Annotated in this window: 10 protein-coding genes and 1 tRNA gene; 6 read left to right on the top strand and 5 right to left on the bottom strand. The window is 72.7% G+C overall.

The features are described 5' to 3' along the window. Nucleotides 1–420: 420 nt before the first annotated feature. From AAFO60_RS05075 to AAFO60_RS05065, 3 genes are read right to left on the bottom strand one after another with little or no spacing between them, the layout of a single operon-like run. A complete protein-coding gene (locus AAFO60_RS05075) occupies nucleotides 421–1,284 on the bottom strand; it encodes a glycosyltransferase family 2 protein (RefSeq protein WP_347955062.1) in 864 nt (287 codons plus the stop codon). Nucleotides 1,285–1,307: 23 nt separating this feature from the next. After that, on the bottom strand, nucleotides 1,308–18,623 hold the full coding sequence (locus AAFO60_RS05070; protein ID WP_347955061.1) for an amino acid adenylation domain-containing protein: 17,316 nt from the start codon (nucleotides 18,621–18,623) through the stop codon (nucleotides 1,308–1,310). Nucleotides 18,624–18,683: 60 nt separating this feature from the next. After that, nucleotides 18,684–19,706, bottom strand: a complete 1,023-nt coding sequence (locus AAFO60_RS05065) for an alpha/beta hydrolase (RefSeq protein WP_347955060.1) — start codon at nucleotides 19,704–19,706, stop codon at nucleotides 18,684–18,686. A gap of 371 nt (nucleotides 19,707–20,077) precedes the next feature. Here AAFO60_RS05065 and AAFO60_RS05060 point away from each other — a divergent pair, with 371 nt between their 5' ends. Beyond that, on the top strand, nucleotides 20,078–20,941 hold the full coding sequence (locus AAFO60_RS05060; RefSeq protein ID WP_347955059.1) for an AlbA family DNA-binding domain-containing protein: 864 nt from the start codon (nucleotides 20,078–20,080) through the stop codon (nucleotides 20,939–20,941). 85 nt (nucleotides 20,942–21,026) lie between these two features. Here the strand turns inward: AAFO60_RS05060 and AAFO60_RS05055 are convergent. Continuing rightward, nucleotides 21,027–21,097 (bottom strand) — tRNA-Gln (locus tag AAFO60_RS05055). A 235-nt stretch (nucleotides 21,098–21,332) separates the two neighbouring features. On the opposite strand from AAFO60_RS05055, the gene glmU reads away from it, so the two are divergent. From glmU to arsC, 3 genes are all read left to right on the top strand, one after another. Beyond that, on the top strand, nucleotides 21,333–22,820 hold the full coding sequence (gene glmU / locus AAFO60_RS05050) for a bifunctional UDP-N-acetylglucosamine diphosphorylase/glucosamine-1-phosphate N-acetyltransferase GlmU (RefSeq protein WP_424326479.1): 1,488 nt from the start codon (nucleotides 21,333–21,335) through the stop codon (nucleotides 22,818–22,820). Between the two features lie 156 nt (nucleotides 22,821–22,976). Further along, nucleotides 22,977–23,954, top strand: a complete 978-nt coding sequence (locus AAFO60_RS05045) for a ribose-phosphate diphosphokinase (RefSeq protein ID WP_347955058.1) — start codon at nucleotides 22,977–22,979, stop codon at nucleotides 23,952–23,954. Between the two features lie 88 nt (nucleotides 23,955–24,042). Then, a complete protein-coding gene (gene arsC, locus AAFO60_RS05040) occupies nucleotides 24,043–24,387 on the top strand; it encodes an arsenate reductase (glutaredoxin) (RefSeq protein ID WP_347955057.1) in 345 nt (114 codons plus the stop codon). 73 nt (nucleotides 24,388–24,460) lie between these two features. Here arsC and AAFO60_RS05035 read toward each other — a convergent pair whose 3' ends face one another. Then, nucleotides 24,461–24,916, bottom strand: coding sequence for a limonene-1,2-epoxide hydrolase family protein (locus AAFO60_RS05035; protein WP_347955056.1), 456 nt, complete (start codon nucleotides 24,914–24,916; stop codon nucleotides 24,461–24,463). A 162-nt stretch (nucleotides 24,917–25,078) separates the two neighbouring features. On the opposite strand from AAFO60_RS05035, the gene AAFO60_RS05030 reads away from it, so the two are divergent. Continuing rightward, the gene (locus AAFO60_RS05030) at nucleotides 25,079–25,678 is read left to right on the top strand and encodes a 50S ribosomal protein L25/general stress protein Ctc (protein WP_347955055.1); all 600 of its coding nucleotides are present in this window, start codon (nucleotides 25,079–25,081) and stop codon (nucleotides 25,676–25,678) included. 25 nt (nucleotides 25,679–25,703) lie between these two features. Beyond that, nucleotides 25,704–26,270, top strand: coding sequence for an aminoacyl-tRNA hydrolase (pth, locus tag AAFO60_RS05025; RefSeq protein ID WP_347955054.1), 567 nt, complete (start codon nucleotides 25,704–25,706; stop codon nucleotides 26,268–26,270). Nucleotides 26,271–26,338 lie beyond the last annotated feature (68 nt).

Here is a 26,338-nt window from a genome sequence, read left to right as displayed (position 1 = left end):
GGGCCGGCAAGCACTCTGTCCAAAATCTCCCACGCCACAAAACAAAAATAATGTGGCACAAGAAAATCCAAAACACACTATCGAGTTCTCAAAGAACACACACCCACCAGCACCAACCCAGCAACAACCAGGCCGAACTCCAGCAGACATCTGAAATTTTCATTCACCACCCCGTCTCCGAGGCGACCTTCCCAGCCTAACACCGTCACCCGAAGTTCTGCAAACCGTTGGTTTCCGTTGGAAATCCGTTGATCTTCAGTTCCGAGCACCAGTAGCCGGACCCGCAAAAAACCACCGCGAACCAGCCGCGGTGATCGATTTCGGGGGCTTGTCTTCGCGGCCGGGCCGCTCTGACTTCAAATAAGTTACGCACCGATGGACACAAACACAAATCCCCAGGTCACGGCGGATTCCGCCTCGTCAGAGGTACCGGTAGCGGTGTCGGATGCTGCCCTGAACCCGGCCGACCAGGTTCCCGGTGACCCACACCCACTGGCCGCGCCGGCTTCGGGACCACGCCCACGGCCAGATCGGGCTCGTTCCGGCGACGACGCCGACGTGCAGGACGGTCCACCACCACTGCCTGCCCGGTGCGCCGTACTGGCGGGCGACACGCACCTCTTCGCGTCCGTACTCGACCACCTGGTTCCACGACTCGCGCATGCCGGTGCGGTACCGGTAGGCGACCATCGCCTGCGGCGCGTACCCGAAGGAGTGGCCCGAGGTCTGGATGCGCCAGCAGAACTCGACGTCGCCGCCGGCGTTCGGATAGTCCTCGTCCCAGCCGCCGATGGCGTCGAAGACCTCGCGGCGCACCCCGAGGTTGCATCCGAAGCTGATCGGCAGGAAGCGGCCGAGCACCGGGGGCTCGGCCGGATCGGGCAGGGCGCGCCAGGACGCGACGACCGGATCGTTGAGCGTCTCGCGTTCCAGGGGACCGCCGACCGCCTCCGCGCCGGCGAGGCCGTCGACGATCGCCCGGAGCCATTCGGGGTGGACGGCGTCGTCCTGATCGCAGTAGGCGATGAGTCCGTATCGCGCGGCGCGCGTGCCGACGTTGCGGGCATGGGACGTGCCCGCAACGTCGGAGGCGTCGACCCACCGCAGACTCAGGCGGTCGGCGAGCGGATGGTGCTCGACGTACTCGGCGAGCTCCGGCTCCCCGGCGTTGTCGGCCAAGATCACCTCGAACGCCCCGGAGTAGTCCTGGTCGGCGAGCGCCTGCAGTTGTGTCTGCAGGACGGGCAGGCCGCGGTAGCACGCGATGACCACGGACACGCTCATGACCGTTCACTCCTCATCTCTGCTCACTCCCCTATCTCTTCTCGCCCGCGCCCTGCTTCACCCCTGAGCTGGGCCTCACCCCTGAGTTGGGCGACGGTGCACGAGACGCCGCCCTCCGCGACCCGTGCCAGCACAGCGAGGAAGTCGTCGACGACTCCCTGGGCGGTCGCCGCCTCGAACAGGGAGACCGGGTAGGTCAGGGTTCCGGTGACTCCGGCCGGACGGTCGCCGTCGCGGAGTTCGCGCAGGCTCACCTCGAGCTCGTGCTTCGCGACGACGGCGTCGATCGGCTCGCGGCCGACCGTGACGGCGCCGAGGTCGAGGACGTCCAGGCCGGCCTCGACGACGTCGGACTGCTGCAGGATCAACGTCGCCGGGAAGACCGGGGCGCCGGTGGCTCCGTCGGCACCGCGCGACAGACCTGCGGCGTCGAGCAGGTCGGGCACCGACACGTCCGGATGGGCCAGCGCTCCGACGAGTTGGTCGTTCACCTCGGCCATCAGGTCGGCGAACGCCCGCTGGTCGGCGACGTCGAGCCGCATCGGAATGTCCTCGGCGAAGTTGCCGATCACCCCGTCGAGCTCGTGGTGCGCGCGGTTGGCGTTCGCGGTCGCCACATGCACGCGACCGCCCTCACCGCGCGCAGCGAGGACGACCGCGAACGCCGCCTGCAGGACCGGGAAGAGGCCGCCTGCCCGTTGCCGAGCCAGGTCGGCGAGCCGCTCGTGCACGTCGACGGGCACGGCGAACTCGATCGCCGCTCCGGCCGAGTCCCACACCGCCGGTGGGGCGAAGTCGGTCGGCGTCGGCGGCGCGGCGAGCTCCGCGGGCGCAAACACCCGCTGCCAGTACGCGAGTTGACGGTCGAACTCGGCGGTACGGGCCGCAGGTGCCCCGACCGTCGCGTTGCGCCAGCGGGCGTAGTCGCGGTACCGCACGGTGGGCGCGGGCAGAGTCGGAATCTGTCCGACCGTCCGCAGCGTGAAGGCGGTGAGGACGTCGCGCCCCAGGACGGCGGCCGAGTGACCGTCGACGTTGAGGTGATGCAGCACCAGCAGCAGGACGGCGGCGTCGTCGCCGACGGTGAACAGCCGCACCCGAAGCGGCGCGTCGGCGAGCCGCAGCGGCTCCCACGCCGCCTGTGCCACCCGCTCCGACACCAGTTCGGGGCGGGTCGGTTCGGGGACGAGGCCCTCGCGGACCAGCGCCTCGGCTCGCGCCATCGGCAGTGCCTCGGCGTGCGGGCCGCTGTCCCCCGCCCGGTATCGCGTGCGCAGCCCCTCGTGGACGGCGAGCACGTCGAGCAGTGCGGCCGCGATCGTCGGGACGGAGACCTCGCCGGTGAACCGCAGCGCGATCGGCACATTCCAGTCGGCGCCCTGACCGGACCGCACGGCTTCCCAGATGCGGCGCTGGGCCGGCGCCAGGGGCACCGGGCCGGGTCGGTCGTCGCGCACGAGCGGCGGTGCGACGGGCCCGTCGAGGTCGCCGCGGTCGATGCGGGCGGCGATGTCGGCGACGTCGACGGCGTCGAAGACGAGGCGCACGGGCACCGGGCGACCGAGTCGGTCGGACAGCAGGGCCGCCACCCGCGTCGCCGACAGCGAGTTGCCGCCGAGCGCGAAGAAGCCGTCGGCCATCCCGACCTGCGACACCCCGGTGACCTCGGCGATCGTCTCGGCCACCGCGCACTCGGTCTCGGTGACCGGTGGCAGGTGTCGGCGCCGCGCGCGTTCGGGCCGCGGCAGTCGTGCCCGGTCGACCTTGCCGTTGCTGTTGTACGGCAGCGTCTCGAGGACGAAGACCTCCGGACGCAGATACCCGGGCAACCGGTCGACGAGCTCGCGGGTGACCGCGTCGGCGTCGACGGCGCCGGTGACGAAGGCGAGGAGCCGCTCCCCGCCCGCATCGGCGACGACCACCGCGTCGTCGACGTCGGCGCATCGTCGCAGCGCGGCCTCCACCTCGCCGGGCTCCACGCGGAATCCGTGGATCTGGAGTTGGAAGTCGGCACGGCCGACGAACTCCAGCTCGCCGGTCCGCAGGTACCGGACCAGGTCCCCGGTGCGGTACATCCGACCGCCGCCGATCGGGTCGGCGACGAAGGCGGCGGCCGTCCGCGCCGGATCGCCGTGGTAGCCGCGAGCCACCTGGGGTCCGCCGAGGTACAGCTCGCCGACCACGCCGACCGGCACCGGATGCAGTCGGCGGTCGAGGACGCGGACCGACACCGCGGGCTGGGCGGCGCCGATCGGGATCCGCGCGGGCGATCCGCCGTCGTCCGGCAGTCGATGGCCGGTGGCGCTGACCGCGCATTCGGTGGGGCCGTAGAGGTTGTGGACCTGCGCCCGGCATCCGGTGGCGCGCAGCCGGCCCACGAGTTCGGGGGTCAGCTCCTCGCCGATGCACAGGATGGTGTGCACCGACGAGGGCAGCTCGCCTGCGTCCAGGAGCATGCTCAACGACGACGGCACGGTCGGCAGCACGGTGACCGCGTGCCGGTCGAGCTGCCTGCGCAGCGCGATGCCGTCGCGTTCGCTGCCCGGTTCGGCGACGACGATGCGCGCTCCCGCCTGCAGCGCCCACCAGTACTCCCACACCGACAGGTCGAAGCCGGCCGCGGTGCGCACGAGCACGGTGTCGCCTGAGCCGAGCGGGTAGCGCTGCTGCATCCACGTCAACTGGGTGCCGACCGCGGCGTGCGGGACGCTGACGCCCTTCGGCACGCCCGACGAGCCGGAGGTGAACAGCACGTAGGCGGCCGCGGCGGGCGGGACGGGCCGGATTCGGTGAGTGACGGCCTCGCGCCGCGACGGCCGGCCGGTGACGTCGAGGTAGGCGCGCTCGCGGACGACCCCGCGCGGCGCCGGGCCCGCGCCGACGACGAGCAGCGGGTCGGCGGCCGACAGGATCAGCTGCGCGCGATCGACGACGTCGGGGTCGACGGGCACGTAGGCGGCGCCCGCAGTCGCCACCGCGTACATCGCGACCAGTTGTTCGAGCCCGCGGGGTGCGGTGACGACCACCCGGTCGTCGGCGCCGACCCCGCGATCGAGGAGATCGGCCGCGAGGGAGGCGACCAGTTCGCCGAACCGGGCGTACGACAGGGCGCGGTCGCCGACGACGACGGCGTCGGCGTCGGGTGTGCGCCGCGCCTGCGCCCAGAATCCGTCGGCCAGTCCCCGGGCCGGGACGTCGGACGAGGTCACGGCGGCGTCCTCGCGCGACCCCGGCTCGTCGGCAGCCAGCAGTGCCAGGTCGCCGACCGGCAGATCGGGGTCGTCGAGCATCCCGGTCAGGATGCGCAGGTAGAGCTCGACGAACTCGCGCGCGGTGGCCTCGTCGAACAGCTCGGTCGCGTAGACCAGTTGCCCGGTGAGTCCGCCGGACCCGCTTCCGTCCAGGTCCTCGGCGAGGGTCAGGTGCAGATCGAACTCGGCGACATCGCCCGAGTCGTCGATCACGGTGGCTTCGAGTCCGGGCAGCTCCAGCGACATCGCACCCAGGTTCTGGTACGAGAAGCCGACCTGGAACACCGGGTGGTGCGCGGCCGATCGGGTCAGGTCGAGGGCGCCGACCACCGCGTCGAAGGGCACCCCCGAATGCGTGAACGCGTGCAGGGCGGCCTCGCGGCTCGCCTCGAGGGCCGCGGTGCCGGTGTCCTCGGCGCCGATCCGGGTCCGCAGCGCCAGCATGTTGACGAACATGCCGACGGCCCGGTCGAGCCGAGCGCCGTCGCGCCCCGCCGAGGGGGTGCCGACGACCACGTCGTGGTTGTCGCCGATGCGACCCAGCAGCACTGCCAGCGCCGCATGCGCGACCATGAACACGGTGGCGCGCCGGCGTCCGGCGAGATCGGCCATGCGCGCGTGCAGTGCGGGATCGACGGTGAAGTCGATCCGCGCGCCGCGATGCGACGGCCGCGGCGGGCGCGGCCGGTCGACGGGCAGGTCGGCCACCGGCGGCGCCCCCGCCAGGCGCTGCCGCCAGCTCTCCCGATCGACGGCGGCCGGCCCCTCGGGGTCGTCGAGCCGGGCGCGCTGCCAGACGGCGAAGTCGGCGAACTGGACGGCGACCGGATCGAGGTCGGGCGCCCGGCCGGCGAGGCGGGCCCGATATCCCGCCGCGAGCTCCTGGGCGAGGACCGCGACCGACAGGCCGTCGGCACCGATGTGGTGAAGCACCATCACGAAGACGTGGCGGTCGGTGCCGGCGACGGCCAGCAGTCGGGCCCGCACCGGCGGTCGGACCGTGACGTCGAAACCGCGGTCGAGCACCTCGCCGATCGCCGCGTCGACGGCGTCGGCCACCACCCGTCGCACGTCGACGGTGAGCCCGTGCCGGTCCGGCGGCAGGATCTGTTGGCTCGGGCCGTCGACGGAGTCCGGGTACCGCGTGCGGAGCACCTCGTGGCGGCGCACCAGCGCGTCGACCGCCCCGACGAAGGCGTCGACGTCGAGGTCGCCGTCGAGCCGCACGACGAGCGGGATGTTCTCGGTCCGCGCATCTGGTTCGAGCCGGTTGAGGAACCACATGCCCTGCTGGGCGGGTGCCAGCGGGATCCGGTCGGGCCGGGCGAGCTCGCCCAGCACCGGCCCGGACGCCGCGCGGTTCCGGTCGAGCCGGACCGCCAGCAGCGCGGCGGTGGGCGCGTCGAACAGGTCGGTCACCGACAGTTCGCGGCCGCTGGCGGCGCGCACCCGCGCGACCGCCTGCGCGGCCATCAGGGAGTTGCCGCCCGCCTCGAAGAAGTCGAGGTCGCCGCCGACCTCGGGGACGCCGAGGATCTCGGCGAAGATCTGCGCGACCAGCACCTCCGACAGCGAGGACGCCGCGGCGGTCGCGGCGGCCGCGAACTCGGGGGCCGGCAGCGCCCGCGCGTCGACCTTCCCCGACGGGGTCAGCGGAAGCCGCTCCAGCGGCACGATCGCGGCCGGGACCGCGTACCCGGGCAGCGATGCGCGCAGCCGGTCGCGGACCAGCCGCGGCAGGTCGGGCGCGGCGTCGGCGGCGGGCACGAGGTAGGCGACGAGTGCGGTGCGTCCGTCCGGGCCCGGTCGGCCGACGACGACCGCCCCGCTGACCCCGGGTTCGGCGCGCAGGAGGGTCTCGATCTCGCCGGGTTCGACGCGGTGTCCGCGGATCTTGAGCTGCGCGTCGGATCGGCCGCGGTGCTGCAGCGTCCAGCCGGTGTCGGCGCTGCTCGCGACCACCAGGTCGCCGGTGCGGTAGCAGCGCGAGCCGGGCGGGCCGAACGGGTCGGCGACGAAGGTGGCCGCCGTCAGGCCGGGCCGACCGTGGTAGCCGCGGGCCAGTCCCGCCCCGCTGACGTACAGTTCGCCGACCGCGCCGGGCAGCACCGGCGCGAGGTCGGTGTCGAGGAGTCGGACGGTCGTGCCGGTGACGGCGCCGCCGATCGGCGTCCGGCCGCCGTGCACCGACTGCGGGGTCAGCGGCCCGGCGAGAGTCGCCATCACCGTCGTCTCGGTCGGTCCGTAGGCGTTGAAGAAGGCCTTGCCCGCACCGATCCATCGTCGGGCGGTCGCCGGGGCGCAGGCGTCGCCGCCGACGATGACGGTCGTCAGGTCGGGCAGCGCTCCGGGGTCGATCGTGTCGAGGACCGACGGTGTCAGGAAGGCGTGGGTGATGCGCTCGGCGCGCAGCAGGTCCGACAGTTCGTCGGCCCCGTAGACGTCGCCGGGTGCCACGACGGTCGTCGCCCCCACGTCGGCGGCCATCAGCAGCTCCAGCACCGAGGCGTCGAAGCTCGGCGAGGCGAAGTGCAGCACCCGGGACTCGGCGCGGACCCCGTATCGGCGCTGTTCGGCGGCGAACGACGCCAGCCCGCGATGGGTGACGCCGACGGCCTTGGGCCGGCCGGTGGAGCCGGAGGTGTAGATGAGGTACGCCAGGTGCTCAGGCAGGATCCGGCCGGGCACGACCGCGTGGGACGCCGATGCCGCAGTGCGGGTCTGCGGCTCATCGATCACCAGAGTTGCGGCATCGGCGGCCGCGGCGTCCACGACGGCGCGGTCGGCCGTCGAGGTGACGATCAGCCGGGCTCCCGAATCGGCCAGCATGTAGGCGATGCGCTCGGCCGGATGGCGCGGATCGACCGGCACGAAGGCGGCGCCGGTCGCCGCGACGGCTCGGGCCGCGACCACCGACAGGTACGACCGCGACAGGCACAGCGCGACGACCGTCTCGGGTCCGACGCCCCGCTCGCTCAGCAGCCGGGCGAGCCGGTCGGTGTCGGCGGCGACCTCATCGGGCGAATGCTCGGTGCGCGATCGGCCGGGACCGAAGGTCACCAGCGCGTGAGCGCGCCGGGTGAGGACGTCGGTCAGCGGCCGGGGCGCCGGCTCGGGCGCACCGGTGGTCAGCGCCGACACCGTCCGCCGCGTGACGGGGTCGACGAGGTCGAGGTCGGCGACGGGCCGGTCGGGGTCGGCGGCCGCCGCATCGAGCACGCGCCGCCACCGGTCCAGCAGGGCCGCGGCGGTCGGACCGGTGTAGGCCTCGCCGCGGTGGACCACCCGCAGCGCCAGACCCTCCGGCGACGGCGTCGCGGTGAACTCGAGGTCGAAGCGGGCGGTCGGCAGGTCGATGTCGATCACCCCGGCGGCCAGGTCGGCCGCCTCGCCTCCGCCTGCCGGGTGCCGGTCGTCGACGGTGAGCATGGTGTGGATCAGCGGATGCGCATCGGGGTGCCGCGGCAGCCGCAGGGCGTCCACGATCTCTTCGACGTCGAGGCCGCTGTGGTCGAGCGCGTCGATCACCGTCGCGCCCGACTGCTCGAGGATCTGCCGCGTCGAGCGGCGCGGGTCGATCCGCGAGCGCAGCGGAACCACGGACACGAGCATGCCGACGAGTTCGGCCGCGCCGGGGTCTTCGCGACCGGACAGCGGGGTGCCGACGACGACGTCGCGCTCGCCGGAACTGCGGGCCAGGGCGATCGCGAGCGCGCCGTGCAGCACCCCGAAGAGCGTGGTCCGCGCCCGTGTCGCCAGCGACTCCAGCGCCGCGAGCTCCGCGGCCGCCAGTGCGGCGTGCTGAATCGTCGACGGTCCGCTCGCCGAGCCGTCGCGCAGCGGGGCGCCGTCGGCCGACAGGTCGGCGAGGGTTCGCCGCCAGTAGGCGAGGTCGGCGGCGGCGATCGAGGTCGGGTCGTCGATGGTGCCGATCCGGGCGGCGCGACGACGGACGTGCTCGGCGTAGGTCGTCGTCGGCGGCGGCAGCTCGGGCGCGACGCCGGCCGACCGGGCACCGTAGGCGGCACCCAGGTCGGCGGCCAGCACCCGCAACGACCAGCCGTCGGCGGCCACGTGGTGCACCGCCAGTGCCACCGCGGTGTGGTCGCCGTCCGGTCGCACCGCGAGCCGCAGCGGTACGTCGACGGTGAGGTCGAGCGCCGCGATGTCGAGGACCGCGGCGACCGCCGGTTCCAGGCCGGGGCGGGCGCTCGGCGCGTCCTCGTCGAGGACCTCGACGAGATCTGCGGCCGCCACGGCGGCGGGGTCGAGGATCCGCCGCCGCGGACCGTCGACGGTCTCCGGGTAGACGGTGCGCAGGACCTCGTGCCGGGCCAGGACGTCGCCGAGCGCCGCGGTGATCGCGGCGACGTCGACCCGGCCGGGCAGTCGCAGCGGCACCAGGATCAGGTAGGCCGACGAGGCGGGGTCGATGCGGTTGTGCAGCCACATCTGCCGTTGTGCGGCCCCCAGCGGGAGTTGATCCGGGGCAACGGCGCCCGCCGCCGAGTCGGTGGCGGCGAGCCGGTCCGCGGCCGCGGCCACCGCCGCGATGGCGGCCGGGGTGCGGGCGTCGAAGACCTCCCGAACGGGTACTCGGACGCCGAGGTCCTCGGCGAGCCGTGCCACCAGGCCGGTCGCGATCAGCGAGTTGCCGCCGACGTCGAAGAAGTCGTCGTCGACGCCGACGTGTGCGCCGAGCAAGTCGCGGACGATGCCGAGCACCGACGCCTCCAAGTCGGTGGCGGGTTCGCGACGCGCGCCGGCGACGACGGGGTCGGGGGCGGGCAGCGCGGCGCGGTCGACCTTGCCGCTGGTGGTCGCGGGGAATCGGTCGAGCACCAGCACGTGCGTGGGCACCATGTGGGCGGGCAGGTGCTCGGCCACCAGGGCGCGGAGCTCGGCCGGGGCGGGATCGGTGCCGCTGCGGGCCACCGCGTAGGCGACCAGCTGCGGTCCGGCCGGACCGCCGGCGCGCAGAATCACCAGGGCCGCGGCGACCTCCGGGTGCGCGGTGAGCACCGCTTCGATCTCCCCCGGTTCCACGCGCTGACCGCGGATCTTGATCTGGAAGTCGCTGCGGCCGACGAACTCCAGCTCCGGGCCGGCGGCGTCGGCCGTGCGGCGCCATCGCACCAGGTCGCCGGTGCGGTAGAGCCGGCGCCCGTCGCCCCACGGTGAGGCGACGAACCGCGAGGCGGTCAGGTCCGCGCGGCCCTGATAGCCGCGAGCCAGCTGGATTCCGCCCAGGTAGAGCTCGCCGATCACCCCGAGCGGTACCGGACGCAGTCGGCGGTCGAGCACGGCGACGGTGTTGCCCGCGGTGGGTCGGCCGATCGAGACCGGACGTCCGTCGAGGTCGGCGACCCGCACCGGGGTCGCGGTGACGTCGACAGCCGCCTCGGTGGGTCCGTAGAGATTGTGCAGCTGCGCGCCGGTGCGGGCGAGCAGACCGGCCGCCGACGACGCCGCCAAGGCCTCGCCGCTGGTGAACACCAGCCGCAGCGAGGTAAGGGCGGCGTCGGTGCCGGAGGCGAGGAAGGCATCGAGCATCGCGGGCACGAAGTGCGCGACGGTCACCGACTCGGCGTCGATGAGGTCGGCGAGCGCGATCGGGTCGCGGTGGTGGTCGGGCGGGGCCAGGACGGTCCGCGCGCCGGCCAGGCGGGGCCAGAACAGCTCCCACACCGAGACGTCGAAGGTCACCGGCGTCTTCTGCAGGACGGTGTCGGCGGCGTCGATCGGGTACTGGTCCTGCATCCAGGACAGCCGGTTGCAGACGCCGACGTGCGGGACCGACACCGCCTTGGGTTCGCCCGTCGACCCGGACGTGAACAGGATGTACGCCGGGTGGGTGGCCCGCAGCGGCCGGAGTCGGTCGGCGTCGTCGATCGGGGCGTCGCTGCGGTCCAGGTGCAGTGCGGTCGGATCGGCGAGCCGGTCGGCGAACTCGGCAGGGAGCCGCGGCGCGGCCGCGGCGTCGGCGAGGATCACCGCCGGATCGGCGATCGCGAGCATCCGGGCGATGCGCGCCGCGGGTTGGCTCGGGTCGAGCGGCACGTACGCGCCGCCCGCGAGGACGGTCGCATGGATCGCGACCAGCATGTCGATCGAACGCTCCACCGCCACCGCGACCGTGGTCTCCGGCCCCACCCCGGCGGCGATCAGCGCTCGCGCGGTCCGCGCGGTGCGGGCGGCGAACTCTGCAGCGGTCACGGTGACGGTGCCGCCGGCGGGCTGCGGGCCGCGCACCGGACCGCCGCGACCGGCCGTCAGCAGGTCGGCGAGGGTGGCGGTGCCGGTCCGGGCGGACTCGATCGGGGCGGACTCGATCAGGGCTGCCGTGGTCGGGGCGGCACCGTCGGCGTCGGCGAGGGCGATGTCGGCGAGCCTGCGATCCGGGGCCTGCGTCATCGCCGTCAGCACCGCGACCAGCTGCCGGGCCAGCGCCGACACGGTGGCCTCGTCGAACAGCTCGGTGGCGTAGGTCAGGCGGGCGCGGATCGGCCGACCGTCGAGTTCGCCCGCGGGCGGCACGTCGAGGGTCAGGTGCAGGTCGAACCGGGTGACGGGCAGCTCGATGTCGAGCGGCGTCGCGGTGAGTCCGTCGACGACGAGCGGCGCGGGCAGCGGATCGCCGAAGGCCAGCATCACCTGGAACAGCGGGTGGTGCGCGGCGCCGCGATCGGTCTCGAAGGCGTCGACGAGTTCGTCGAACGGGATCTCCGCGTTCGCGAGCGCGGCGAGGTCGGCGGCCCGCACCTGGTCGAGCAGGTCGTCGGCGGTGTCGTCCTCGTCGAGCCGAGTGCGCAGGACCACCGTCTCGACGAACATGCCGATCACCGAGTGCAGGGAACCCGCGCCGCGTCCGGCGACCGGGGTGCCGACGAGGATGTCGTCGGTGCCGCTGACCCGGCCGAGCAGCACCGTGAGGGCGGCGTGCACCACGTGAAACAGGCTGCTGCGACGGCTGCGCGCGTAGGCGTCGGCGGCCGCCGCCAGCTCGGCGTCGAGCCGGAACTCGACGGTCGCCCCCGCCTGGGTCGGGTGCGCGGGGCGCGGGCGGTCGACGGGCAGCGGCAGCGGGCCGGGCAGCTCAGTCAGGGTTCGTCGCCAGTGGTCGAACTGTGCGGTCACGCTCGGGTGCCGCTCGGCGTCGTCGCCGAGCAGGTGTGTCTGCCACACCGCGAAGTCCGCGTACTGCACGTCCAGCTCGCCCAGCCGCTGACCGCCGTACGCGGCCAGCAGGTCGGCGGCGAGCAGACGCAGCGACCACCCGTCGGCGGCGATGTGATGGAGCACCAGGACCGCGACGTGACTGTCGGGCGCGAGCCGGATCAGCGCCAGTCGCAGCGGCGGCTCCTCCGCCAGCCGGAATCCCCGCGCGGCGACGGCGAGCAGTCGGGCGGGCAGTTCGCCCGGCGTCGCGGGTTCGGCGACGAGCGCGTCGAGACCGGCGGCCGCGATCGCCTCGTCGACCGACAGGATCCGCTGGTGCGGTCCCGCGCCGTCGCCGGGATAGACGGTGCGCAGGATCTCGTGGCGGCCCATCACCGCGGCCAGCGCTCCGGCGAGCGCGGCCGGGTCGAGCGGGCCGTCGAGCCGCAGCGCGACGGGGAGGTTGTAGCGCGATGTTCCGGGCTCGAGCCGGTCGAGCAACCACATCCGACGCTGCGGGCGCGACAGCGGCACGACCGCCGGTCGGGGCAGCGCACCGGGTACCGGCCGGTCGGCGGCCGCCGCGCTGTCGAGGTGATCGGCGAGTTCGCCGACGGTCGCCGAGTCGAAGACGGCGGCCACCGGCAGGGCGACGCCGAGCCGGTCGCCGACGCGGGCCGCCAGCCGGGCGGCGAGCAGCGAGTTGCCGCCGATGTCGAAGAAGTCGTCGTCGACGCCGATCGGGCCGACGCCGGCGCCCAACAGCTCGGTGAGCAGTTCCACCAGGACCTGCTCGGTGCCGGTGACCGGCGCCCGGTAGTCGCGGGCCCGGCGCGCGGGCCGCGGCAGTGCGGCGCGGTCGAGTTTGCCGTGCCGGTTGCGCGGCAGTTCGGTGAGCACCGTGGCGACGGTGGGCACCAGGTAGCCGGGGACCCGCGACCGCAGGTCGTGCAGCACCGCCGACACGTCGAGGCCGTCGGCGCCGAGGCCCTCTGCGCCGAGGCCGTCTGCGGGCACCAGGTGCGCCACCAGCGTCTGATCGTCGACGACGACGGCCGCGGCGCGCACTCGCGGGTCGCGGATCAGGGCCTGCTCGATCTCGCCCAGCTCGATCCGCTGGCCGCGGATCTTCACCTGGAAGTCGTTGCGGCCGACGAACTCCAGTTCGCCGTCGGGCCGCACCCGGACCAGGTCGCCGGTGCGGTACAGGCGCCGTCCCCCGCCGGCCGGATCGGCGACGAACCGACCGGCGGTGAGGTCCGGGCGCGACTCGTAGCCGATCGCCAGTTGTACACCGCGCAGATACAGCTCCCCCACGACGCCCGGGTGCACCGGATGCAGCCGGGCGTCGAGGACCAGCGCGTCGGAGTCGTCGACGGGAAGCCCGATCGGCACGCTCTGCCCGCCGTCGTCGGCGGGCGTCCAGTCGTGCCGGGTGATGCCGACGGCCGCCTCGGTGGGGCCGTACAGGTTGACCAGCGAGCCGCCGAAGGCGCGGTGCGCGCGGCGGGCGGTGACCGCCGAGAGCGCCTCGCCGATGCACAGGAGCAGGCGGGGTCGGTGGGCGTGCTCACCGCGGTCGTCGAGGGTGTCCAGGTGCGCTTCCAGCAGCGACGGAACGAAGTGGACCGCGGCCGGCTCCACTCGTTTCAGCAGGTCGGCGACGTAGCGCGGGTCGGTGTGACCGTCGGGTGCGGCCAGCACCAGACGCGCGCCGCTGATCAGCGGCCAGAACAGCTCCCACACCGACAGATCGAAGGTCAGCGGGGTCTTGAGGACCAGGCTGTCGCCGGGTCCGACGGCGAACGCCGCCGCCTTCCAACGGAGTTGGGCCGCGATCGCGCGGTGCGAGACGGCCACGCCCTTGGGCACCCCGGTGGAGCCCGACGTGTAGATGACGTAGGCGGCGTGGTCGGCGCGCAGTCGGCCGCGCCGCTCGGCGTCGGTCAGGGGCGCCGCCGACGCGGGTGCCGCGAGCGGCTCGGTGATGTCCAGGGTCGCCTCGCCCGCGACGGCCGTGGGCGCGGCGCCGGCGACGATCACCAGCGCCGGCCGCGCCGACTGCAGGATCAGTTCGGTGCGCTCGGCCGGTGCCGCCGGGTCGATCGGCACGTAGGCGCCTCCGGCGTGCAGGACCGCGAGGACGGCCTCGACGAGTTCGACCGACCGCGGGATCGCCACCGCGACCCGGGTGTCCGGGCCGACGCCCGCCGCCACCAGCCGGCGCGCCGACCGGCGCACGCGCGCACCGAGCTCCCCGTAGCTGAGATCGGCGTCGGCGCCGTCGGCGCGCAGGGCGGGCCGGTCGGCGAAGCGGTCGACGGCCTCCTCGAGCAGCGCCGTGAGGGTGGTCTCGGCGGGCCCGGTGACCGGTCCGCTCAGGCTGCTCGGGTGCGGGCCGACGGCGAGGTCGCCGACCGGCGTGGCGGGCGCGGCCAGCGCGGCATCGGTCAGGGCCACCCAGAAGCGGTGCCAGCCGCGGACCGTGTCCTCGTCGAACAGATCGGCGTCGTACTCCCACTGCACCCGCAGCGCGCCGCCGTCGGTGCCGGGCGCGGCCTCGTCGACGATGGTCAGGTGCAGGTCGGACTTGGCGACGACGGCCTCCGGCTCGACGATCTGCACCTGCAGTCCGTCGAGGTCGAGGGTGGTGACGCCCATGTTCTGGTACGAGAAGCCGACTTGGAACAGCGGGTGGTACGCGGCCGACCGGCGCGGTGCCAGCTGGTCGACGATCGTGTCGAAAGGCACGTCGGCGTTGTCGAACGCCTCCAGGTCGGTGTCCCGCACGTCGGCCAGGAGCCGATCGAAACCGCGGTCGGGGTCGACCTGCGTCCGCAGCACGACGGTGCCCGCGAACATGCCGACGAGCGGCGCCAGGTCGCGGTGTCCCCGCCCGGCGACCGGGGTCCCGACGCTGATGTCGGCGGTCCCCGACAGCCGCGACAGCAGCAGGGCGAGGGTGGCGTGGGCGACCATGAACGCGGTGGTGCCGGTGTCGCCGGAGAAGTCCCGGATCCGGCGGACCAGCGTCGCATCGAGGTCGGTGCGGATCGCCGCGCCGCGCAGCCCGGCCCGGGCCGGTCGCGGCCGGTCCGCGGGCAGGTCCAGCACCTCGGGCGCACCGGCCAACTGTCGGTGCCAGTAGGCCAGTTGGCGGGAGGTCTCCGAGGAGGCGTCGCTCGCCTCGCCCATCACCTCCTGATGCCAGCGGGTGTAGTCGCGGTAGGTGACGGTCGGCGGCCCCCACGCGGGAGCGGTGCCGCCGAGCCGCGCGCGGTAGGCGAGCGCGAGGTCGGCGGCCAGCGGTGCGGTCGAGGAGCCGTCGAGCGCGATGTGGTGCACCACGCACACCAGGGTGTGGTCGTCGGACCCGGTGCGCAGCAGGGTCACCGACATCGGCACGCGGGCGGCGACGTCGAAGCCGGTGGCGCACAGTTGCGCGAGACGCCCGTCCAGGTCGGCCGGTGCGACCGGTTCGGGGTCGAGCCGCAGGGGCGCGCCGGCGGCGATCACATGTTGCAGCGGGCCCAGCGGGCTGTCGGGGTATCGGGTGCGCAGCGTCTCGTGGCGTGCGACGACGTCGGCGAACGCCGCGCCCAGGGCGTCGACGTCGAGCGGCCCGCGCAGGCGCAGGATCAGCGGGATGTTGAAGACCGCCGACGCGGTGTCGAGCTGGTTGACGATCCACATGCGTTGCTGCTGCGGCGACACCTGGACGTCCTCGTCGTCGGCGACGACGCGGCGCAGTTCGGGCAGATGGCGGCGGGTCGGGTCCAGCAACCGGCCGGCCAGCGCGGCGACCGTCGGCGCCTCGAAGACCCAGCGCACCGGCACCTGCGTGCCGAACAGGTCGCCGAGGTCGGCGGCGAGGCGTGTCGCGGTCAGCGAGTTGCCGCCCAGCGCGAAGAAGTCGTCGTCCAGGCCGGGACCGCTCTGGCCGAGGCAGTCGGCGAAGGCTGCGGCGACGGCCCGCTCCTGCGGGGTGTCGGGGGCGCGGTACGCCGCGCGGGTCACCTCGGGCACGGGAAGGGCGGCGCGGTCGAGTTTGCCGGAGGAGGTCAGCGGCACCTCGTCGAGCTGGACGAGCGCCGCGGGCACGGCGTGTGCGGGCAGCCCGGCGCGCAGGTGCGCGGTCACCGCGGCGGGCTCGACGGCGCCGCGGTAGTAGCCGGCCAGGAACTTCTCCCCGGTCCGGCCGGCGTGGACGGCGGCGGCCGCGAAGTCGACGCCCGGGGTCGCGGCCAGCGCGGCCTCCACCTCCCCGAGCTCGATCCGGAAGCCGCGGATCTTCACCTGGTGGTCGGCCCGGCCCCGGTACTCGAGGGTTCCGTCCGACCGCCAGCGGGCGAGATCGCCGGTGCGGTAGAGCCGCTCCCCCGGTCGGCCGAACGGATCGGCGACGAAGCGGTGCGCGGTGCGCGTCTGCGCGCGCCGGTACCCCGCGGCGACGCCGTCGCCGCCCAGGTAGAGCTCGCCCGTCGCGCTGACCGGAACCGGCTGCAGGCGATGGTCGAGGACCACCAGGTGCGTGCCGGTGATCGGCCGGCCGATGGTGACCGGTTCGCCGGCGACGAGCGGTCCGGCCAGCGTCGCCATGATGGTCGCCTCGGTGGGACCGTAGGCGTTGAACATGCGTCGGCCGGGCGCCCATCGGGCCACCAGGTCGGGCGCGCACGCCTCGCCGCCGACGATCACCGTCCGCAGGGCCTCGAGGCCGTCGTCGGGGACCGAAGCGAGGGCCGCCGGGGTGAGGAAGGCGTGGTCGATCCGCTCGTCGCGGAGCACGCGCGCCAGCTCCCGACCGCCGTAGACGCCGCCGGGGGTGACGACCAGGGTGGCGCCGGCGCCGAAGGCCAGCAGCAGTTCGAGGATCGAGGCGTCGAAGCTGAGGGAGGCGAAGGCGAGGGTGCGGTCGCCGACGCGGACGTCGAACCGGCGACGCTGTTCGGCCACGAAGGCGCCGAGGCCGCGATGCGGCACCACCACGCCCTTGGGCAGTCCGGTGGAGCCGGAGGTGTAGATCAGATACGCCGGATCGTCCAGCAGCAGCGGTCGGATCCGCTCGGCGTCGGTGACCGCCGCACCGGACCGCTCGGTCGGCTCGCCGGTCAACGACTCCGGGTGGACCCAGACGGTGCCCGCGCCGTTGTGCACGCGGTCGTAGGCCTTCGGCCCGGCGATGCCCACGCGGGCTCCGCTGTCGGTGAGCAGGTGGACGACGCGTTCGTCGGGCAGGGCGGCGTCGATCGGCACGAAGGCCGCCCCGCAGGTGAGGACCGCGAGCTCGGCGACGATCGCCTCGGCGCCGCGGACGGCGAACACCGCGACGAAATCGCCCGGCCCCGCCCCCAGTTCGATGAGGATGCGGGCGAGCCGGTTGACGCGGCGCCGCAGCTGTCGATAGGTCTCCCCGACGCCGTCGACGCGCAACGCGACGGCCTCCGGATGCGCGGTCGCGACCTCGTCGAGCAGGTCGACGAGGGTGCGAGGGGGCGCCGCCTGCGGGCCGCGGGCCGGCACCAGCGCGGCGTGCTCGGTGCCCGACAGCGCCCGCAGACTCATGACCGGGGTGTCGGGGTCGGCCTCGACGACGGCCTGCAGCAAGCCGATGAACCGCCGGTGATGTGCGCTCAGTTCGGCGGCCGGGTAGGCGGCGGCATTGCCCTCCAGGTCGATGCTCAGCGAGTCGCCGTCGCCGTAGACGGTGAAGGCGAGGTCCTCGGTGGGGCCGGTGCTGAGGATCCGACTGCGACCGGTGCACTCGCCCAGCTGCACCTCGTCGCGGAACATCATGACGTTGATGGCCGGCCCGAAGAAGGCGCGCGTGGCGTCGGCTCCGCCCGGTCGCGATGCGGCGCGGTCGCGCATCATGTCTTCGTAGCGGTAGCGCTGGCGGCGCAGGGCACCGCTGAACTCCGCGGTCATCGCGGTCAGCAGTCCGCCGACGGTCGTCTCGCCGGTCAGGGCGGCGCGGATCGGGACGACGTTGGAGACCATGCCGCCCGACCGGCGCAGCAGCGCATTGGTGCGCGCCGAGACCGGCAGGCTCAGCACGACGTCGTCGGTGCCCGACATCTGCGCCAGGTACACCGCGGCGGTCGCCGACACCACGCTCGCGACCGTGGCCGCGTGCTGATCGCAGTAGCGTTCGACGCGGTCGCGCACCGCCGAGGGAAGTCGCCCGCCCGCGGTCCGCGAGGCCCCGTCGCCGCCCGGGACCGGTTCGGCGAGCCGGATCGGGTCGGGCAGGTCGGCCACCCGTTGCGCCCAGTGCTCTCGGTCGCGCTCGAAGCGAGTCGAGTGCCGGTAGTCGTCCTCGTCGGCGACGATCTCGGCGAGCGTGCCCGCCCGGTTCGGTGAGACCTCGCACCCCTGCGCGAGCCCGGTGTAGACCTCGGCGGTCCGCTGGGTGAGGCCGGCGGCGCCGTATCCGTCGAGCAGCAGATGATGCACCCGCATGTACCAGAAGTACCGGTGCTCGCCGACCCGCAGGGTGACCGATTCGATGAGTCGATCGTCGAAGACGTTCAACGGACGCCGGAACTCCGCGTCCATCCATTCCATGGCCGCGTCCTCCGGGTGCGGGCGGTCGCGGAAGTCGAGGTGGGTCATCTCGTCCGGGGCGTCGTCGTCCATCAGGAAGGACGGGGCCGCGGCGGCGTCGGCCGCGGGGATCAGCCGCACCATCGTGACGCCGTATTCGTGCACCGCCTGTCGGGCGGCGCGCGTGAGCAGACCGGTGTCGAGGGGACCGGACACGTCGACGTACTGCGCGATCGAGATCGGCGTCTGCGGCGACAACTGCTGCGCGAACCAGATGCTGCGCTGCGCCGCCGACAGCGGGACGACCGACTCGCCCGGGAGGCGAACATGCCGGCCGCGGGCGGTCTCGTCGGACAGCACGGCCTGGGTCTCGTCAAGCGTCATCAGTCATCGCGTTTCTCGTTCGGTCGACCGCAGTCGGCGGGGTGGGGTGCGCCGTGCCGTTCAGCGCCGGAGGCCGGCGTCGAGGGTCGACCACGAGCGGTGCAGTTCGTCCTGCCAGTACCGCCAGGAATGGGTTCCGGTCCGATTGAGCTGGACCGTCGCCGGTATCCGCAGGTCGTGCAGACGTTGCGCCATGTCGGCGGTGCAGGCGCGCGCGGCCGACTCCAGCGCCCCGCCGACGACGATCTGATCGGCGATCGGCGGCGCCCCCGGCGCCTGATGCGCGGAGTCGTCGTACCGGCCGGGCAGCCCGCTCCCGCTGGAGAGGTAGATCGACAGACCGTGCAGCCGGCCGGCGTTGACGTACGGGTCGTTGCGCACCCAGTCGGCCGATCCGCTGGGCCCCCACATGTGGGTCGCGTCGGCGCCGGCCGCGGTGCGGACGATGGCGCGGACGGCCGCCTCGCCCTCGGGCGTGCTGGTGCGGGCGCAGCCGCTGTAGGAGGCGACCGACCGGTACAGGCCCGGTGCGGCGATCGCCAGGTTGAACACCGACGTCGCCGACATCGACAGTCCGGCGATCGCCCGACGGCCGTCGGTGCGCAGCGCGGTGTCGACGACGGACGGGAGTTCGCGGGTCAGAAAGGTCTGCCACATCGGTCGCCCCACCGCGGGGTCGGGGGCGATCCAATCGGTGTAGTAGCTGCCGATCCCCTTCTCCGGGATCACCACGTTGACGTCCTTGTCGGCGAAGAAGGTCGCCGCATCGGTCTGCGCGAGCCAGTTGGCGCCGTCCTCGCCGCCGCCGGCCCCGTTGAGCAGATACAGCGTCGGCCGATTCGTCTCGAGGTGACGCGGACGCAGGACGAGGAACGGGATGTCGGCGTTCATCGCCGCCGAATGCACCGTCATCCGCCACACGGTCTGGTCGACGTGTTCGAGCGAGCGGAGCGCACCGCCGGCCGACGACGATCGCGGGGTCGACGGCTGCCCCGACGACGGCGCCGCAACCATGGTCGAACCCGTCAGAATCGCCGCAGCGACGCCCGCCAGAACGGTCAGGCCGAACCCAAGTCTCCTCATAGCGAGGGTCAGATTAATGCAGGGCGAAAGACGCTGCTCGGCGTAGCCGCAAAGGCGTCCGACTAGTCCGTTCTGGGGACGCGGGATCGCGACTGATCCCCGGCTGGAGAAGGCCACGACGGAGGTCGACTCGACCCCGGTCCGGCGCGGGTTCTCGATTGGGACGAACCGGTCGAGGGCAGCGATCGTCGCAGTTCGCGACGGGGCGGCGGCGACATCGTCCGACGACGGTCGAGATTCCGGACAGAGTTCCCCGCTGCGGGCCCACAGGCGCCCACAGCGCGGTGTGGGGCCGCAGCGGGGAAGCTGATCCGAGCCGCCCGTTCGCGACTGCCGGAGACGCCGCCGACCCGCCGGGTAGATTTGCCCAGATGACGAAGATCAACGAACCGTTGTGGGTCATCGGGGTGGCCCTGCTGGTGGTCCTGCTGGCAGCACTCGTGCTGAGCAGCGTGGCGCGATTCCTGCTCGGTTCGCGGGCGCAGCTGCGGACGTCGACGGCGATCATCGTCTCGATCTTCGGCTCCGCGGTCGGGCTGCTGGTGATCAGCACCGTCAGTTCCGAGACCCGCCTGGTCTCCGCGATCCCCATCGTGGCGTGCCTGGCGGGTTCGGTGATGGCGATCGCCGGCTACAGCGCACTGGCGACCCGATTCCAGCGGCCGGCTCCGACGAGCATCCCCGACCTGCTGGCGGCCGGCGAGTCCGACCAGGTCGAGTTCAAGTCGACCGCCCGCATCAACCTGCGCACCGGCGACAAGGACCCGCGCATGGAGACGGTCATCGTCAAGACGCTGGCGGCATTCCTCAACGCCGACGGCGGCACCCTGCTGATCGGCGTCGACGACGACGGCCGACCGCTCGGCCTCGAACCCGACTACCAGACACTGCGCACCCCGGACGCCGACCGCTACGAGCTCTGGCTGCGCGACCTGCTCTCCACCACGCTCGGCCAGAATGCGGCGGCCGCCGCCGAGATGAGCATCGAGGCGCTGCCGACCGACGACGGCCCGTGCGAGGTCTGCCGGATCAGCGTCGGCGCGTCCCCGCGCCCGGTGTATCTGACGCCGTCGAAGAACGGTCCCAGCGAGTTCTGGGTGCGCATCGGGAACTCCAGCCGCCAGTTGGCCGTCGACCAGGCCACCGAGTACATCATGCATCGATGGCCGCTGGCTGTCGGGCAGAACTTGGCCGCGCAGTTGCGGGCGTCCGTCCGGTTCACCGCCGAGAGCTGAGCTCCGCGCATCCTGCTCTCGTCGCGGCTCTCTCCCGACCCCGATCTGACCGAATATGCCGCTCCGCCACTGACCGAATACGCTGCTCCGCCACCAGGACTCGAACCTAGAATGCCTGAACCAAAATCAGGAGTGTTGCCATTACACCATGGCGGATTACTGCGGTGACGATTGTGCCACAGGCGCCCTGCCATGCGGCGGTCAGGCGGTCGGCATCCGCCCTGCGTGATGGCCGGGACTGTCGCGCAGGCCACTCCGAGCCCCATCGAATACCACCTGAGGGCTCCGGCTGCGTAGGATTTGCCCCGCGTGCCCGCAGCGGTCGAGACGACCCACCCGCGACCTCGACGACGGGACGCGGATGCTCGTGTTCGAGATGCGGAGGACTTGGATGGCCGGACAGACACCGATGACCGGACAATCGACCCGGGAAGTCGCAGTCATCGTGCTCGCCGCCGGGGCCGGGACTCGGATGAAGTCCAAGACGCCCAAGATCCTGCACGAGGTGGGCGGCCGCAGCCTCGTCGGCCACGCCCTGCACGGCGCGGCCCAACTCGATCCCGCACACCTGGTCGCCGTGGTCAGCCATGAGCGCGAGCGGGTCACCGCCGCCATCGAAGCCATCGCCGCCGAACTCGGCCGACCGGTCACGATCGCCGAGCAGGACCAGCCGCTGGGCACCGGCGACGCCGCCCGCGCCGGTCTGGCCGGGCTGCCCAACGACTTCGACGGCACCGTGCTGATCACCGTCGCCGACGCCCCGCTGATCGACGGCGCCACCCTCGCGGAGCTGACCGCGGTGCACCTGGGGGCCGACGCCGCCGACGCCGCAGCGGTCACCCTCACCAGCTTCATCGCCGACGATCCCACCGGGTACGGCCGCATCGTCCGCGCCGACGGCCCCGGCTCAGATGTCCTGGCGATCACCGAGCACAAGGATGCGAGCGAGGCCGAGCGCGCGATCACCGAGGTCAACGCCGGGGTGTACGCCTTCGCCGCCGACATGCTCCGCGCCGGCGTGGCGGGCCTGTCGACCGACAACGCGCAGGGCGAGTTCTACCTGACCGACCTGGTCGCGATCGCCCGCGAGGCGGGTCGCCCGGTCCGCGCCTTCACCGTCGCCGACCCCGCCGTCGTCGCCGGCTGCAACGACCGCGCTCAACTGGCCGACCTCGGCGCCGAACTCAACCGCCGCATCGTCCGCCGCCACCAGCTGGCCGGCGTCACCGTCGTCGACCCGGCGACCACCTGGATCGACGTCGACGTCGAACTGGGTCAGGACGTGCGGATCGAACCGGGCACCCAGTTGCGCGGCCGGACCGTCATCGCCGACGACGCGCTCGTCGGCCCCGACACCACCCTGACCGACGTCGTGATCGGCGAAGGCGCCGAGGTGATCCGCACCCACGGCAGCCGGGCGCACATCGGCGCCGGCGCGCACGTGGGCCCCTTCGCGTACCTGCGGCCCGGCACCGTCCTCGGCGAGGCGGGCAAGATCGGCACCTTCGTCGAGACCAAGAACGCGCAGATCGGCGCGGGCACCAAGGTCCCGCACCTGACGTATGTCGGCGACGCCGAGATCGGCGAGCACACCAACATCGGCGCCTCCAGCGTCTTCGTGAACTACGACGGCGTCGACAAGCACAAGACGGTGATCGGCTCGCACTGCCGCACCGGCAGCGACAACATGTTCGTCGCACCGCTCACAATCGGTGACGGCGCCTACACCGGTGCCGGTACGGTGCTCCGGGAGGACGTGCCCGCGGGCGCCCTCGCCGTGTCGGCGGGAGCCCAGCGCAATATCCCCGACTGGGTCGCCGCCAAACGACCCGGCACCCCTGCCGCCGAGGCCGCACGCGCGGCGCAGCAGAACAAGTGAAGAACCGCAGGTGATCCGCGGCGTGTCCGAGCGGCCCCGAGCCGCTCCACGCCCGGACCCCGACCGCCCGGACCCCGCGTCCGGCGACCCCAGACCTCCGACAACCCCAGACCTCCGACAACCCCAGCCGACCGACGAGGAGAGAACGAGACACCCATGACGTGGACGACCGACAACAAGAAGAACCTCATGCTGTTCGCCGGACGGGCACACCCCGAACTGGCGCAGGCCGTGTCGGAGGAGCTGGGAGTTGAGATCACCCCGCAGACGGCGCGCGACTTCGCGAACGGCGAGATCTTCGTCCGCTTCGAGGAGTCGGTCCGCGGCAGCGACGCCTTCGTGCTGCAGAGCTGCCCGTACCCGGTGAATCAGTGGATCATGGAGACGCTGATCATGATCGACGCGCTCAAGCGCGGTTCGGCCAAGCGGATCACCGCGATCATCCCGTTCTACCCGTACGCCCGTCAGGACAAGAAGCACCGCGGCCGCGAGCCCATCTCGGCCCGTCTGATCGCCGACCTGCTGAAGTCCGCGGGCGCCGACCGCATCGTCACCGTCGACCTGCACACCGACCAGATCCAGGGCTTCTTCGACGGCCCCGTCGATCACATGCACGCGCAGGGCCAGCTGGCCGAGTACGTGCGCACCAAGTACGGCACCGACAACATCTGCGTGGTCTCGCCCGACGCCGGCCGCGTCAAGGTCGGCGAGAAGTGGGCCGACGCCCTCGACGGCGCCCCGATGGCCTTCGTGCACAAGACGCGCGACCCCGACGTCCCGAACCAGATCAAGTCGAACCGTGTGGTCGGTGAGGTCGCGGGCAAGACCTGCGTGCTGATCGACGACATGATCGACACCGGCGGCACCATCGCCGGCGCCGTCAACGTCCTCAAGGAGGCCGGCGCGGGCGATGTCATCATCGCCACCACGCACGGCGTGTTCTCCCACCCGGCCGCCGAGCGGCTGGCGGCGTGCGGCGCCAAGGAGGTCATCGCGACCGACACGCTGCCGATTCCGGAGGAGAAGCGCTTCGAGAACCTGACAGTCCTGTCGATCGCTCCCCTGCTCGCGCAGACCATCCAGGAGGTCTTCAAGAACGGTTCGGTGACGAGCCTGTTCAACGGCAACGCCTGAGCCACGACTGCTTCGACGCCGGCCGCTCCCGTCTCGGGGGCGGCCGGCGTCGTCGTTCTCCGGGCGCCCGGCCGGTACCGTGAGACCCGTGGACGCAACGATCTATCACAATCCGCGCTGCGTGACCTCGCGCAACGCTCTGGCCAAGCTGCGTGAGGCAGGCGTCGAACCGACCGTCGTGAAGTATCTCGACACCGGGTGGACGCGCGAGCAGCTGACCGCGATGTTCGACGCGGCCGGCCTCACGCCGGCGCAGGCCGCGCGCAAGCGGGAGAAGCTCTACAAGGAGATGAACCTGGCCGACGCCTCCGACGACGAGCTGCTGGACGCGATGGTCGCGCATCCGGTGCTGGTGGAACGCCCGTTCGTCGTCACCGAGAAGGGCACGCGCCTGGCCCGACCGCTGGAGCGGATCGACGAACTGCTGGGCTGAGCCGGATCCCTGAGCCGGATCCGCGGGGCTCGGCGACGTCCGCGGGCGCCCTGCACCCGCGGACGTCGCGGAGTCACGCGGGTGCGGGCGTCGCGCGCAGGGAGCCGGGCAGCGGCTTGTACAGCGACGGGACGACGACGGCCGCCAGCGCCCGGACGAAGCCGCGGGTGCAGGCCCAGAAGTCGAAGTAGTCGCGCCACAGCGTGATCCGACCCTCGCCGATCTCGTTGCGGCCGCACACCCAGAACTGGATGCGCAGGGGACCGACGCGCAGTTCGTCGATGCGCTCGGTGAGGACGACGCCCTGCTCGTCGGCGCTGATCGCCAGGATCTCCGCATCGAAACCGACGCTGCGACCGTTGAGCCCGCGCATCAGGGAGGCGAACCGCCGCTTGCCGCGCACGGTGGCCAGCGAGACGTTGGTGTAGACGATGTCGTCGTCGACGCGGGCCAGCGCGGCGTCGACGCGGCCCTGTGCGAGGTCGGCGAAGAAGGCGTGAACCAGTTCCGTCGGTTTTTCTGAGGTCATGCCCCGATGGTATTCTGGCTGGCGTTGTCTCGGCGAGGGTGATCAGTCACCGTTATCGGCGCGGCGGTGTGAAGTTCTCGGAACTGTTCTGATGTTCTCCTCGACCGTGTGCGGCGACGCCCAGGCGCCACCACGAAGAATCCCGAACCGAGGAGAAGTCTCATGGCTACCGCCCCGCAGCTCGCCACCAGCCCGCGCGAAGAGAAGGGCAAGGGCTCGGCCCGTCGCGCCCGCGCCGCCGGCCAGGTCCCGGCCGTCCTCTACGGCCACGGCACCGACCCCAAGCACCTGCTGCTCCCCAACCGCGAGCTGGCCGCCATCCTGCGCAACAACGGCGTCAACGCCGTCGTCGAGCTCGACCTCGCAGGCGAGAAGCAGCTCGCGCTGACCAAGCAGGTCGACGTCCACCCGATCCGCAACCACATCGAGCACGTCGACCTCCTCATCGTCAAGCGCGGCGAGAAGGTCATCGTCGAGGTCAACCTCCTCATCGAGGGCACCTCGGCACCGAGCACCCTGGTCGTCCAGGAGGCCAGCACCGTCGAGGTCGAGGCCGAGGCCCTGAACATCCCCGAGCACATCGTCGTCTCCGTCGACGGCGTCGGCGCGGTCACCAACATCACCGCGGGCGACCTGGTCCTGCCCGAGGGCGTCACCCTGATCACCGACCCCGAGGCCCTCATGCTGGCCGTCGAGGAGCAGAAGGCTTCGGCCGAGCCGGCCGCCGCCGACGACGCCGACGCCGAGGCCGCTGCGGAGTAATTCCGCACCACCACGTGGGCTCTGAGTGAAACTCATTGTCGGACTGGGCAACCCCGGTCCCGCTTACGAGAAGACCAGGCACAATGTCGGCGCGATGGTCGCCGACAGCCTGGTCTCCTCGTACGGCGAGAAGTTCTCCGTGCACAAGCGCTCCGGCGCCCTGACCGCGACCGTGCGGATCGGCGGCGAGCCCGTGCTGGTCGCCAAGGCGCGGACCTACATGAACGTCACCGGCAGGCAGATCGGCCCGCTGGCCTCGTACTACTCGGTGACACCGGGCGAGTTGATCATCCTGCACGACGAGCTCGACATCGACTTCGGGTCCGTGCGCCTCAAACTGGGCGGCGGCGAAGGCGGGCACAACGGCCTGCGTTCGATCTCGCAGACCGTCGGCACCCGCGACTACCTGCGCGTCCGGCTCGGCATCGGCCGGCCGCCCGGCCGCCAGGATCCGGCCGACTACGTTCTCAAACCCTTCCCCGGAGCCGCCAAGGCCGAGGTGGAACTGCTGATCGCCAACGGCGTCGACGCCGCCGAACTGCTGATCGGACAGGGCCTCGAAGCCGCCCAGAACGTCGTGCACGCCTGGTAGAGGCGCACCCGAGGTTCGACGCCGCCGACTGTGACTCGAGATGAGTCGCGGTCGGCGGCGTCTGTCGT

Origin of the sequence: Gordonia aichiensis (assembly GCF_039946255.1) — a bacterium.
In the GTDB taxonomy this organism is placed as follows: domain Bacteria; phylum Actinomycetota; class Actinomycetes; order Mycobacteriales; family Mycobacteriaceae; genus Gordonia; species Gordonia aichiensis_A.
The sequence above is the reverse complement of the archived record's forward strand: the minus strand, read 5'-3'. Positions and strand labels throughout refer to the sequence as shown.

Bases quoted from the DNA above. Each gene is read 5' to 3' on its own strand.
- AAFO60_RS05075 (WP_347955062.1), bottom strand. From the start codon at position 1,284: ATGAGCGTGTCCGTGGTCATCGCGTGCTACCGCGGCCTGCCCGTCCTG.
- glmU (WP_424326479.1), top strand. From the start codon at position 21,333: ATGGCCGGACAGACACCGATGACCGGACAATCGACCCGGGAAGTCGCA.
- AAFO60_RS05060 (WP_347955059.1), top strand. From the start codon at position 20,078: ATGACGAAGATCAACGAACCGTTGTGGGTCATCGGGGTGGCCCTGCTG.
- AAFO60_RS05030 (WP_347955055.1), top strand. From the start codon at position 25,079: ATGGCTACCGCCCCGCAGCTCGCCACCAGCCCGCGCGAAGAGAAGGGC.
- AAFO60_RS05035 (WP_347955056.1), bottom strand. From the start codon at position 24,916: ATGACCTCAGAAAAACCGACGGAACTGGTTCACGCCTTCTTCGCCGAC.
- AAFO60_RS05045 (WP_347955058.1), top strand. From the start codon at position 22,977: ATGACGTGGACGACCGACAACAAGAAGAACCTCATGCTGTTCGCCGGA.
- AAFO60_RS05065 (WP_347955060.1), bottom strand. From the start codon at position 19,706: ATGAGGAGACTTGGGTTCGGCCTGACCGTTCTGGCGGGCGTCGCTGCG.
- AAFO60_RS05070 (WP_347955061.1), bottom strand. From the start codon at position 18,623: ATGACGCTTGACGAGACCCAGGCCGTGCTGTCCGACGAGACCGCCCGC.